Below are 13,535 nucleotides of genomic sequence, written 5' to 3' on the forward strand. Positions count from 1 at the left end.
CATGAAATTGCCGTCTTTTATTCGTATCGCCAAGCCAGCCATTCCGCGCCTGAGAGCGTCGGTCCCTGTGGTATTGGCTCTTTTGGCCTGCGTGGCATTAATCTGGGTGTGGATATACGGTCCTGAGTGGCAGTGGAAAGGTAACCATCCGTTTGAAACCTTGCTGAGCCGTTGGCTGGTGACCGCAGTTTTTGTGCTGGTGGCGGTTTGCTGGCTGAGCTTGAAGGTGGTGAAGCGTTTACAACAACTGGAAAAACTTCAGTTGCAGGCCAAAACACAGGTTGATGATCCGATCCTCGCGGATATTGAACAGCAGAATCAGTATCTGGATGCCTGGAAGTCCCAGCTACAACGGCACTTGAATACCCCGTCCTCTCTGTACCGATTGCCGTGGTATATGGTGATTGGTACACGCAATAGCGGTAAAAGTACGTTAATCAAAGAAGGTTATAAGCTCACTGAGATAACGGGTTCTGAGGCGATTGATACTGCTGACTTGCGTGTTCGTTGTTGGCTGGGTGAGCAGGCCGTCATTATTGATCCCGCAGGTGAGCTGATAGAGCAACCTACTACGCCGATAGTGGGTAAGGCATCGCTTAATAGCCGTTTATGGCAGAGCTTATTGTCCTGGTTGGTGGAGCACCGCAAGCGTCAGCCACTCAACGGGATTATCCTCACCGTCGATCTCCATCAACTGATAACGGCGAATAAAGCCCAGCGTGAAAACACAGTCGCTGATATTCACCAGCGTTTGCAAGAGGTGCGCTTAAGCGCACACAGCCAGATACCGCTGTATGTAGTTTTCACCAAACTGGATTTGTTATACGGCTTTGAGGCCATGTATCAAGCGCTGGATAAGGCGCAGCGAGAAGCGGTGCTAGGGGTGACATTCAGCCTGAATAGTGCCGATGCCGAGGTTTGGCGTAAAGAGCTACAGCAGTTCTGGCAGCAATGGATCACGCAATTGAACGGTGCGATGCCGGATATGATGCTTAATAGTGTCGATGCCGGGCAGCGTAGCCAACTGTTCAGCTTTACCCGCCAGATGCAAGGCCTGCAGGATTATGTCATCTCACTGCTGGAAGGCATTCTGTATAGCGGCGATCACGCCCAACTCCTGTTGCGCGGGGTTTATCTCACTTCTGCTCAACAGCGTGGGCAGATGGATGATGTGTTTACCCAGTCAGCTGCGGTGCAATACCATTTGGCACCACAGGCTTTCCCCACCTGGCCGGTGGCCGATACCGCACCTTATTTCACCAAGGATCTGTTTAATCAGGTTCTGTTCGCCGAACCTAACCTGGCAGGTGAAAACGGTATTTGGTTACGCAGCTCCAGAAAAAGTATGTTCGTTTTCTCCAGCGTAGGTGCGGTTGTTGCGTTGGTCTTATGGGGTTACTGGCATTATTACTACCAGGTTAACTACCGTGCCGGGCAAGAAGTGTTAACCCAGGCAAAAACCTTCCTCTCAATCCCGACGCCAAAGGGTGATGATCGTTACGGCAACCTACAACTGCCGCTGCTGAATCCGATCCGTGACGCCACCCTGGCTTACGGTAATTATCATGACAGAAATACGCTGCTGGCGGATATGGGGTTATATCAGGGCGGTAATATCGGCCCTTATGTCGAAAGCACTTACCTGCAACTTCTGCAGCAACGCTTCGTACCCGCGCTGATGAGTGGCCTGTTAGAGCAGTTGAATGCAGCACCGAAGGGCAGTGAGGAAAAACTCGAGATCCTGCGGGTGATGCGTATGTTGGAAGATGGCAGCGGTCGCAATATTCCCCTGGTGGAACAATATATGAGTAACCGCTGGAGTGAGCAGTTCAATGGCCAACGTGAGTTGCAGCAGCAACTGATGGGCCATCTCGATTATGCGCTGAAACATACTGACTGGCATGCGGCACGGGCAAGTGGCGACCAGTATGCCATCAAGAGTTTCGTGCCTTATCTCAAGCCGATCCAGTTGGCGCAGCAAGAGCTGAGCAAGCTGTCCATTTATCAACGGGTCTATCAGAACCTGCGGATCAAGGCTCAGGATGCGTTGCCACCGGCACTCGATCTGCGTGACCAGGTAGGCGCAAGCTTTGATGAGGTGTTTGTTGCCAACGACGATCGCTTGTTGGTGATCCCACAATTCCTGACGCGTAACGGTTTGCAGAACTACTTTGCCAAACAGAACGACCAATTGGTTGATCTGACGGTGATGGACAGTTGGGTATTGAATCTCACCAAGAATGTCGAGTACAGCGAGGCTGACCGTAAGGAGATCCAACGGCAGGTCACCGAACAGTACATTGGTGACTATATTGCCACCTGGCGCGCCGCTATCAGCAACCTCTCCGTGAGTGAGTTGAATGATTTACCTCAGGCCATCAGTGCGATCGAGCAGGTGGTCAATGGCGATCAACCTTTCCGCCGGGTACTGCGTACGCTGAGTGATAATACGCGCTCACCGCTCACGCCGGATGCACTCACAGGTAAAGATCGCGATACATTGCTGCAAAAAACTGACTACCAGCTACTGGCACGTATTAACCGCGAGTTTGCGCCACAAACCGGCGTGTTGGCAGAGAACAGCGATAAAGACAGCGTGCTGCAAAACGTTTACCAAAAGCTGACCAATCTGCACCGTTACCTGCTGGCGATCCAGAACTCACCGACTCCTGGCAAAGCGGCGATGAAAGCGGTTCAGTTACGTCTGGATCAAAACAACAGCGATCCGATCTTTGAAGTTCAGCAGATGGCCAAGGGGCTGCCAGAACCACTCAACCGCTGGGTAAGCGATCTGGCTGAACAAGCCTGGCGAGTGGTGATGATGGAGGCGGTGCGCTCGTTGGAGGTTGAGTGGAATGAAACTGTGGTTAAACAGTATCAAACCTATCTGGCAGGCCGTTATCCGTTTGACCCTAACGCGAAGCAGGATGTCCCATTAAGCGAGTTCGAGCGCTTCTTTAAGCCGCAGGGCACGCTTGATGCCTTCTATCAGCAAAACCTGAAACCTTTCGTCGAGAACAACCTGAGTAGCGGTGATGATGGTCAATTGCTGATCCGGCCAGATGTGCTTCAGCAACTGGCACAAGCCCAACGGATCCGTGACACCTTCTTCTCGGCACAAAATGGCCTGGGGACGCAATTTGCGATTGAACCGGTGATGTTGAGTGGCAATAAACGCCGTAGCGTGCTGAACCTCGATGGGCAATTGCTGGACTATACGCATGGCAACAACAACACCGTGCATCTGGTCTGGCCAAACTCCATGCGTGCCGGGGTGGAAAGCAAGGTGACATTGGTCCCGGATGAGAACGATAAATCACCGCGCTCTATCAGTTTCAGCGGCCCGTGGGCACAACTGCGGCTGATCAACGCTGGTGAACTGACTAACGTGGGCACCAATTCGTTCGACGTTCGTTTCAAAGTGGATGGCGGTGAGATGACTTATCGTATCTATGTGGATGAGTCTGATAACCCGTTCGCGGGCGGTCTGTTCAGTAAGTTCACGTTGCCCGACACGCTGTATTAATTGTTGTTACACCGCCTCTCTCACATGCACGTGAGAGAGGCGTGCAAAGGATGAGTGTGCATGAGCGAAACCTCAGAAGATATTGTCATTCAAACGGGTAGCGATCCTCGGCGTTGGCCGGAGTTCAGTGCCCTGCGTGAAGAAATTAATAAAATCAATCACCCGGCACGGCCAGAGGTGAACTGGCGGTTGATTGAGTCGCTGGCATTGACGCTGTTTCGCACCAACGGCGTGGACTTGCAAACGGCGGTGTATTACACCCTGGCGCGCACCCAAAAGCATGGGCTGGCGGGTTTTACCGAAGGCTGTGAGCTGATTTCTGGCATGGTGGTCAGCCAGTGGGGGCAACTGTGGCCCGAGCAACCGCAGGCCCGTTCGGAGATATTGGAATGGTTCAATGCCCGTGTGGGTAACCTGCTGCGGCAACAGGATGTTGACAGTGACGATCTGCGGCTGGTGTATCGAGCTGAACGGGCGTTGCAACTGCTTTGCGACAAGCTGCAGCAGGTTGAATTAAAGCGCGTACCGCGTATTGAAAACTTGCTGTATTTCATGCAGAACACGGCGAAAAGGCTTGAGGCTGCCAATGAGGCCGCGAAGCAACCTCCTTCTGTGCCCCTGAAGATGCCATCGATGGTGTATTTATCTGTTCCAGAGACGGAACCGATCCGCACCACATTACCCAATCTCGACCCTCAACCCCTGCGGGAAGAACCGCCCGAGTCCCAACCTCAGCCGAATGTTGAGGTGCGGTTTATGGCACCAGTGGCCGCAAAACGTTTCTCGATGACCTGGGGTTTTGGTGTAGGCGTCTTGTTCAGCCTGCTGCTGGTGGCGGTGGCCTACGTTGTGTATATCAAACCGATGCAACAGCAGTTGGCGGCGCTGGCGGCGAAACCGGAAGGTGCAGTGCAGTTATGGCTGGCTCAGCCCAATGTGGCGACTTACCGCCAGCAACTGAACAACCTGGAAAATCTTTCACCTTTGGCAGGGTTACGTACTGCCGATCTTTCGGTAGCAATGGCTCGCCAACTCTGGCCGACAGACTCGAATCAGGTAGCGGAAAGCCAGCGCTGGGAGCGGCTATTGCAGGCGCGAGTCGGCAACGGTGTGGCCGATAGCAGTTACTTCCAGTTGCAGCAGCGATTACAGGCCTTGTCGTCGAAGCTGCTTGAACAGGAGCAGATACGCGGCAGCCTGACGATTTCGTATCTGAAAACGGCGGTTTATCAGATGCAGACCGAACTGAACCGTGAAGTGCCGTTGGAAGAATTACTGCGTCAATTGTCTGTGGCAGTGGATAACCATCAGCCCGCCTCCCCGGTGCTGTTGAAGCAGATAGACGAACGTTGGAATGCGTTACTCAGCCGTTATCACCAATTAACGCTGCAGGCAGACGCTGTGCGTTAACATCCAGGAAGGAGAAGCTATGTTTGCAGATGATAAAAAGGCCAACGCCAAGGTGGGCGTACAGCCGAAGAATACTGTCGCCCCCGACGCAGCGCCCTCGTTGAGTGGTGACCTGGTTGCTGAAGTGGCTGGAGGTGTAGGTGGCGCAGTGGGTGGAGCCGCCGGTAAACGCATCAGCCAGGTCGCTGACGTGGCTAAAACCGCCCTGAAGGCGAAAGACCAGTTGCTGACAGGTGGGATAGGTAACGCCGTTGGCGGCAAAACTGGCCAGCAGATTAACCAAGCTACGGGGCTAGCGAAAAGTGCCATGAACACCAGCGCCAAGGCAATAACGGGTGGAACTAGCCCTGGCAGCTTTGTGGCAGGTAGTAGCGCATCGGGTGCGGCGGCTTCGGCTGCCAGTGCCATTCTGGGTGGCGCTCAACCCAGCGGCCTACAGTTCACGTTAACCTCAGCAGGCTTGCCGCCACAGACTTTCGTGGTCGTGGATTTTGGTTTGACTGAAACACTTTCCTCCCCCTTTGTGCTGAATGTGAACCTGGCCAGCGCCGATCCGGCCGTCGACTTTGCGGCGGTGCTGGATGAAGATGCCACGCTGTTTATCTGGCGGGAAGGCGTGCTGCAACGCAGCGTGACCGGCATGGTAGCCAGCTTTCAACAGGGTGATACCGGTTTCCATCAAACCCGCTATAGCATGGTGATCCGTCCTGCCTTGTGGCGTACCAGTTTGCGGCGTAACTCCCGAATCTTTCAGCAAGAATCGATTGAAAGCATCATTACCACTTTGTTGAAAGAAAATGGCATTAACGATTTTGCCTTTGGTCTGCGTAATCCGCACCCGGCACGCGAGTTCTGTGTGCAATATCAGGAGTCGGATTTTGACTTTATCCAACGCCTGACGGCCGAGGAGGGCATTTTCTACTACTTCGAATTCAGCGCGGGTAAGAACACCGTGGTGTATGCCGATGATGTGGGCTCTTTGCCGAAAGGGGCAACGCTGCCGTATAACCCCAACGTAGCAGCGCAGGCACAAGAGCTGTGTGTGACTACCTTTACCCGCAGCGCACAGGTACGCCCCGCGATGGTGCAGTTGAAAGATTACACCTTTAAAAACCCGAACTGGGCGGCGGCCTTCAGTGAGCAATCTGGAGAGTTGCAAAACCAGCGCCCCGATTACGAACACTTTGACTTCCCCGGGCGTTTCAAAGACGAACAGCATGGTCAGGATTTCACCCGCTATCGTCTGGAAGCGCTGCGTAATGACGCCAATCTGGGGCAAGGCCAGAGTAATGATTTTACCCTGCAACCCGGGCAACTTTTCACTTTGACCAACCACCCGCGTGGCGATCTGAACCATCCGTGGCAACTGTTAGGCATTCAGCATAACGGTCAGCAGCCACAGGCGCTGGAGCAGGAGTCGGGCGGGCAGGGCACGTATTTGACCAACCAGTTCAGCTTTATTCCGCACACGCAGACCTGGCGACCTACTCCGTTGCCGAAACCGGTTATGGATGGCCCGCAGATCGCCATGGTGGTAGGGCCACCGGGGGAGGAAATCTATTGCGACGAGTTTGGCCGCGTCCGCCTGCAATTCCTGTGGGATCGCTACGGCAAAAGTAACGACAACAGTTCGTGCTGGATCCGCGTCACCCAACCCTGGGCGGGCCAAGGCTGGGGGATGGTTGCCATCCCGCGTATCGGCCAGGAAGTGGTGGTGGATTTCCTGCATGGCGACCCGGACCAACCGATCGTGACCGGGCGCACCTATCACGCCAATAACCTGCCCTCTATCGGCCTGCCTGCGGCGAAGACCCAGATGGCGTTCCGCTCCAAGACCCATAAAGGGGAAGGCTACAACGAACTGCGGTTTGAAGATGCCAAGGGGGGCGAAGGGCTGTTTATGCATGCGCAGAAGGATATGAGCACGATTGTCAAAAACGATCAGTCCCTTACCGTTGAGTCGGGTAACCGGACGCTCAATATTCTCGCGGGCAACGAAGCCAAAACAGTGAAGCAAGGTGGCTTGTCTGAAGACATTTGTACCCTGCGGAGCACGAGCGCCAACATGGTTCAGGTCAAAGCCAATGCGGGCAAAAGCGGCCCAGGAACGCAGCTTTATGAAGCCTCTGATGACATTACGCTGAAGGTGGGGGCAGGTGAAATAAAGATGACAACCAGCAGCATAAAAATTACCTTTGGTAGTTCATGCATACAGTTGGATGCCGGTGGAATATACGTTGATGGTGCAGTTGTTCATTTGAATAAAGGTGGAGTAGAGGGCGGAACATCAACAAGCCCCTCTGATGCTGCAGCCCCTGCTATTGCAACAAGCCTCTCGGCCCCTTCTTCTGGTGCTACAACAAGTGCTACAGGGGCTCCAAAGAGTTCTCCTTTTACACCTAAAGTTAATAATCTCATCGCAAAATCGCCTACGTTGACGAAAGATTTAAAAACACTTGAAGGTAATGGATGGACAGTAAAATCAGGTGAAGCAGGAAAAGGTAGTTTTGCATTGAGAGAGCAGAAAGAAATCGTGATTGATCGTAATGAGTTGGCCAATCCTGAAAGTTTTACGCAAACATTGTCTCATGAAGCAGGTCATGCTTTGTATACACCTAGATATGATGTTTCATCTCGAGATGCGTACTTGAATAGCACGTTATCTGACGAGGGGGCAGCAACGCTAAAAAATGTTGAGGTGAGAAGAGAGATACTGAAAAATGGTGGCTCTGATATCGGTATTGCGGGCAACAGTGCCAATCAACCAGCCTACAATGCTGTTTATGACAATTATCTGAAGGATAGTGATTCAAAGAAAGCACGTGAAACTATTGGTAGAGTTTTTGGCAAAGGTGAGAAAACATCTACAACTAATCAATCGTATGAAGATTACTATGGTGGCTGGTATGACAAGAACTACCCTGCTAAAAAATAGTGTTCTGCCTTTACTGTTTTTAACACTTTTTCCATGTCACGCAATTCGGAGTGAACAGATGAATACAATCAGCCTTTGGAGTTTTATTCAAGATGTTAAGGTTCAATTACCTAAAGGAATAACACAGCTCACGCCGCCATTTTACTCTTCTTTTGTCAAGGCGACAGAGAATGAAAACTTTTCGGTTTACCAAAGCAAAGGCTTTATACTGAAAGATCAAGTCAATATTGAAAAAATTGAAGCAAAAATATTCAATAAAAATAGTTCTCAAGTTCCATTTATGTTGGTTTTGAAAATCTCAGGTCAATGTATCAACCTGAGTGAATTAAAGTTACATTATCCTGAACTGACTATTACAGATGTTCCTCGTGGGCGTTCATTGGAAGAAGAAACCAGCTATTCAACCAGCAAAGACGCCAATCACTTGAAGTTGGCTTTCGGTTTTGCAGAGAGAAATCCCGATTGTTTACGTAGTGTCATATTCAATATTGAGCAGCATTAAATTATGTAACCTATGTCAAAGGCCAGCAATTGTACTCTAAATAGCTTGAGGTACAGGAGTGTGGCAGGCTTGTGAAGCCCCAGAAGAATAGGTAATTATGTTTCTGGGGGAACAAGAGCAGACAACGTATATGTAACTTAAAGTATGACGAGTATAAATGATTTAGGAATATATCATGGCTGATATGAGTTCACTTTCCCTTTTCCAATTTAACGAAGGCGCTATTGAGTTACCTACCGCCTGGCGAGATCTTAGTGTCTTGGTGCTTAGCGCTGCGGATAATGATCAGAGTGGTATCAGTTTTACTATTTCCAGAGATGTGATCCCATGGGGAATGTCGTTCAGCCAATTTGCTGAGCGTGAGATTTCCAGCCTGTCAAAACAGTTGAAAGATTATCAACAAATCAATCAGGACATTGGGGCGCAAAACGCGCGAGATACGGTGACCTCTGAATTTAGCTGGTCATCCCCGCAAGGGCCGATTCACCAACTGATGATGCTGCTTGATCTCAATCCTAAAGTATTGGTTTTCACTGCCACAGTTCCTGGAAACATGACAGATGAACAACGGCAGCAAATCGGGATGTTGATGAGCACATTTCAATTGCGGGAACCAGCAGCAGCGTAATGGGAGGGAGCGATGAGTGTTGCACAAAGCGTATGGACGGGTGCAGGTGCTGCTGGGGGGAGTTCGGCTGTTCGTCAGGAAGTTATGGGACAACAGCGCGCGGCAAGCCCCCCTAATACCAATGAGGGTGGCGCTGAGTCGTTTAATGAACAAGCCCTGAACTTTATGGAAAGTGAAGGGGTTAACAATACGGTTACCGCTGGGATGGGGGCCTATGCGATTGCAACAGGTGCTGGAGCGCCTTTTGCTGTAGGTTTGGCTGCGGGCTATGTTGGCGCACAAGTGGGGAGCTATCTCGGTGATAAAGCAGGGAACGCTATTGCCGAGTCCCTTGGTTGGAAAAAGGTGGCGACAGAGGGGGATGCGCCAGCGCGCGAAGGGGATTTTATCGCGCACCAGAAGAAAGATCTGGGTACCTGGGGCGCATTAGGGGGGATCTTGCTAGGGGCTGTTGCTGCCGTCGCGGTGGGAGCTTTAGTGGTAGCCACCGGGGGCGCTGCGCTAGTTGTTGTTGCAGCCGCCGCAGCCGCTGGAGGGTTGGTCGGTGGCGGAATTGCCGCTGCAGGTGCGGCAATGGGGCAGTATGGTGAGAATAAAGGCAACATCGTCAAGGGGTCCCCTAACGTGTATTTTGAGGGAAAACCCGTTGCCCGTGTTGGCGACCCCATTGCGTGCAGTGACCATCCAGGTCCTCCGCCGGTTATCGCCGAAGGGGCGAAAACGGTGTATGCCAATGGCAAGCAAATTGCCCGCCTGGGGCACCGCACAACCTGTGATGCCAATATCAACAGTGCTGCCGCTACCATTGTTGAAACCAAAGAAACAGCCCAGGTATTTAAAGTCAAAGACAGCCGTAGCTCAGCCTTGCGCTGGGTAACTATCGTTGCCAGCTATCTCCCGATCCCCAGAGGGAAAAAAAACGACAGAAAACCCAAGACATCGGTTGAGGCTGAAGGATGTAGCAATAACAAATGCACTAAACCCGGTGAGCCGGTGGATGCAGCAACGGGTGATTTTCTGCAAGTGTGGCCGATGATTGCTATTCCGGGCCTATTGCCGCTGAATTTAACCCGCCTCTATCGTTCCAGCGGTCACTTGACTGGCAGCTTTGGCGATAAATGGGCAGATGATTGGGCACAACAGCTTATTGTTGAAGAGGCGGTGATCCGTTTCCGAAACCACGAAGGTGTTCTGCTGACTTATGATGCACCGCAAGACGATGATGAGGTGCAAGCCATCAATCTGCATGAAGGGCATTATCTGCTCTATGGTCAACGCAGCGGTGTATTGCATGTTTTTAACCGACAAACTCAGCAGATCCTGACTTTTGCCAGGCAGCACGGGAATGTGCGCCGTTTGTCTGCCATCAGCGATCGTTTTGGTAATCAGATCCGTTTTCTCTATACCGATGAGCAGCAACTTTCCTGCATCGAGCACAGTGATGGCTATTCACTGGTACTCAGTTATGAGCAACAACAATTAACCCTGATAGAGCTGGTGACATCCGCTCAACGCCAATGGTTGGTAAAGTGTCGTTATGCAGAAAACGGCCTGCTGGTGGAATGCGATACCTTCCAGTTCACTCATCTTTATCATGAGTATAACGCGGCCGGTTACATGACCCGCTGGCATGATACCGACAAGACCGATGCCTCCATTCACTATGACCAACTTGGTAGAGTGCTGTCTACGCGTACTGCTACCGGGCATTATCAGGACCGTTTCTTCTATGATGATGTAGCTCGCTGCACCACCTATCAGGATGCGGAAGGAGGATGTACCCGTTTCTGGTATAACACCGACGGTCAGGTGATCCGCGAAAGTGACCCGCTGGGGCGTGAGCGCCTAATTGAATGGGAGTTCAGTAATAAGCTTTCTGAAACAGACGCCTTGGGGCGCAAGGTGGTATTTCAACGCAATCAGTTCGGTGAATTGGAAGAGATTACCGCCCCGACTGGAGAAACATACCGCTATAAATACAACGGTTTTGGGCAGGTCACTGAAAGTACGTTGCCAGATGGCAAAGGCTGGCAATTTATTTACGGTGAGCAAGGTCAGCTTTGTCATGTTGTTGACCCACAAGGGTTACGGCAAGAATACCGTTATGGTGAACAGGGAGAGCTGGTACGCCAAATCCTGCCTAACGGCGCTGAGTGGCGCTATCGTTATAACGCTCAGCACCAGGTCTGTGAGGTTATTGCCCCCGATGGTGGCGTGACGTTGCTCAGTCAGGACATCTTTGGTCGGTTGCAAGACACCCAGGATGCACTGGGGCACACGACTCGCTATGTTTACACCCCGCTACATGCCAACCCGATGGGCAGCGTTAGCCAGGTTTATCTGCCTGATGGTGTTGAACAGGCTATCGCTTATGACAGTGAGAAACGCATTGCGGCGATGACCGATGGTGCAGGTAAAACCACCCGTTATGACTATGGCGGGTTTGATTTACTGACCGGTTTGGTACGCCCTGACGGGCAGCGGTTAACCTTTCACTATGACAAGCTGACCCGCCTCAATGGCGTCACCAATGCGTTAGGGGAGACTTACCGTTATACCCGCGATCTGGCCGGTCAGGTGGTAACAGAAACAGACTTCACCGGACGCACGGTACACTATCAGTATGATGCCGTGGGGCGGCGTATCTGGGCACGCTATCCCGATGAACGTGTGATCTGCTGGCAGTATTCGCCACGCGATCAGGTCGTGGCGCAACAGACCTGGCGCTGTGGTGAAGTGAGTTCCACCCTGGTTGCTACGGTCAGCTACCACTACGACGAACAGGGGCGTTTGTTAAAGGCCGAAAATGCAGAGGCGGTGGTCGAGTTTGACTACGATGAGGCTGGACAACTTATTGCTGAACGGCTTAATGGTCGAGAAATCAAGCATCAATGGGATAGGTTGAACGGTACGCCACGTGCCCGGCAGGTCGGCGAACTGGGGCTTGAGTTCGACTATGGTATGCAAGGGGAATTGACGCAGTTGACCCTTTCCGGCCATCAGCCACTGAACTTCCAGCACGACCGGTTAGGCCGTGAGAGAGTGCGTGAAAGCGCCGCCGGTTTTATTCAGGCCTGTAACTATACCGCGACCGGGTTGTTGGCGAATCAGGCGGCTGGCCGTAACTCAGCCTTGTTCCAGCAGCAATTGATGGCACCAGAAAGCGCAATGACACCGGCATTGCATGGCAGCGCAATCAACCGCAGCTGGCAGTATGACCGGGCCTATAACGTTGTTGGTATTGATGATGGACGCTGGGGTAAGACACAGTACCAATACGACCTCAATGACCAGATAGTGCGTGCGAATTTCGGCGGTTTCCTGCCGTTACAGGAGCAGTTTAGCTACGACGCCAATCAGAACCTGACATTGCATTCCCACCTGCCTCGTGGGGCAGAGGCCGCCGTACAACAAGCAACACAGCACCAGCAGGCGGGTCGGGTGGTATCCCGTGGCAATAGCCAATACCGTTATGACACTGCCGGAAGATTGATTGAAAAACGCGAACTGAAAGAGGGCTTCCGGCCACAGGTATGGCGCTACCGCTGGAATGAGCAGGACCAACTTACAGAGTTAATGACACCGAAAGGTGAACGTTGGCGCTATGGCTATGATGCCTTCGGGCGGCGCATCCGTAAGCTGCGTGTTATCGATAGCCCGCAACAGACATCATTGCCGGATGAGCAACCTTTGTCATCTGCCAAGCTCGTACTATCCGGTTACGAGTACCTGTGGAGTGGCGATCAACTGATTGAAGAGGTTCCGATCTATGCGGATGGTACCTTGGCCTATGAGCAAGGGATCCACTGGTTATATGCGCCAGGTGCGTTAACTCCGGTAGCCCGTTATGAAAAGGGCAAGTTGCACTATGTGGTGGCTGACCATCTGGGTACTCCCCGTGAGTTACTTAATGAACAGGGGAAAGTGGTGTGGGCTAACCGGCTGAGCACCTGGGGGAAAGCCGAGCTTTGGGGACAAGCCGCCAATGATGAAGATAAGGTTAGCTGCAATCTGCGGTTTGCAGGCCAGTATGCTGATGCGGAATCCGGGTTGCATTACAACCGTTTTCGCTATTATGATGCGGATACTGGGCAGTATTTATGCTCGGACCCGATAGGTTTACTCGGGGGAGTAAATCCATACGGATATGTACATAATCCGCTGGGATGGATAGATCCGTTGGGATTAGCGGCCTGCGATCTGAAATGGGGAAATCCGAAGAGTACACCAACATATGGTCATACATTCACTGAACATGGACAAAAGCTAAAACCAAATCAATTGACTGATCGTGCAAGGAATAAAGGTCATCAAGTAGGTCAATATCTTGACGATAATGCTGCTGCTAGCTTTATAGCCGATACAGCTAAAATGGGGCCAGGTGTTCACGATGTTCCATTACCAGCGACTGTGCAAGGCAGGGGTTATCTCCCCGATGGAACAGAAGTTGTTCCTGATATGGCGAGAGTGGTTGTTAAGCCGAATGGTTCTGTCAGAACATCATTTCCATATAGTTCTTCGCATCCTAATTAAA

The 13,535-nt window shown here is 51.8% G+C and carries 5 protein-coding genes and 1 pseudogene; all 6 read left to right on the plus strand.

Annotation, left to right across the window (positions count from 1 at the left end; genetic code table 11):
- The first annotated feature begins 1 nt into the window (after nt 1).
- The 6 genes and pseudogenes from tssM (at nt 2) to ACX9GT_RS04550 (ending at nt 13,534) form a co-directional block, all read left to right on the plus strand.
- On the plus strand, nt 2-3,526 hold the full coding sequence (gene tssM / locus ACX9GT_RS04525; protein ID WP_473190020.1) for a type VI secretion system membrane subunit TssM: 3,525 nt from the start codon (nt 2-4) through the stop codon (nt 3,524-3,526).
- A gap of 60 nt (nt 3,527-3,586) precedes the next feature.
- Nucleotides 3,587-4,936 carry a VasL domain-containing protein gene (locus ACX9GT_RS04530; protein ID WP_473190021.1) on the plus strand — a complete coding sequence of 450 codons (1,350 nt, stop codon included), beginning with the start codon at nt 3,587-3,589 and terminating at the stop codon, nt 4,934-4,936.
- A 19-nt stretch (nt 4,937-4,955) separates the two neighbouring features.
- Nucleotides 4,956-6,953, plus strand: a pseudogene (locus tag ACX9GT_RS04535) (type VI secretion system Vgr family protein); the annotation flags it as partial.
- A 976-nt stretch (nt 6,954-7,929) separates the two neighbouring features.
- Nucleotides 7,930-8,373 carry a hypothetical protein gene (locus tag ACX9GT_RS04540; RefSeq protein ID WP_473190022.1) on the plus strand — a complete coding sequence of 148 codons (444 nt, stop codon included), beginning with the start codon at nt 7,930-7,932 and terminating at the stop codon, nt 8,371-8,373.
- Nucleotides 8,374-8,548: 175 nt separating this feature from the next.
- Nucleotides 8,549-9,001 carry a DcrB-related protein gene (locus ACX9GT_RS04545; protein WP_473190023.1) on the plus strand — a complete coding sequence of 151 codons (453 nt, stop codon included), beginning with the start codon at nt 8,549-8,551 and terminating at the stop codon, nt 8,999-9,001.
- Between the two features lie 12 nt (nt 9,002-9,013).
- On the plus strand, nt 9,014-13,534 hold the full coding sequence (locus ACX9GT_RS04550) for an RHS repeat-associated core domain-containing protein (RefSeq protein WP_473190024.1): 4,521 nt from the start codon (nt 9,014-9,016) through the stop codon (nt 13,532-13,534).
- Nucleotide 13,535: the final 1 nt, after the last annotated feature.

It is taken from the genome of Serratia sp. YWN4, assembly GCF_055790845.1.

Excerpts from the sequence above, each read along its gene's own strand:
- ACX9GT_RS04550 (WP_473190024.1), top strand. The coding sequence starts at position 9,014 with ATGAGTGTTGCACAAAGCGTATGGACGGGTGCAGGTGCTGCTGGGGGG.
- ACX9GT_RS04540 (WP_473190022.1), top strand. The coding sequence starts at position 7,930 with ATGAATACAATCAGCCTTTGGAGTTTTATTCAAGATGTTAAGGTTCAA.
- tssM (WP_473190020.1), top strand. The coding sequence starts at position 2 with ATGAAATTGCCGTCTTTTATTCGTATCGCCAAGCCAGCCATTCCGCGC.
- ACX9GT_RS04530 (WP_473190021.1), top strand. The coding sequence starts at position 3,587 with ATGAGCGAAACCTCAGAAGATATTGTCATTCAAACGGGTAGCGATCCT.
- ACX9GT_RS04545 (WP_473190023.1), top strand. The coding sequence starts at position 8,549 with ATGGCTGATATGAGTTCACTTTCCCTTTTCCAATTTAACGAAGGCGCT.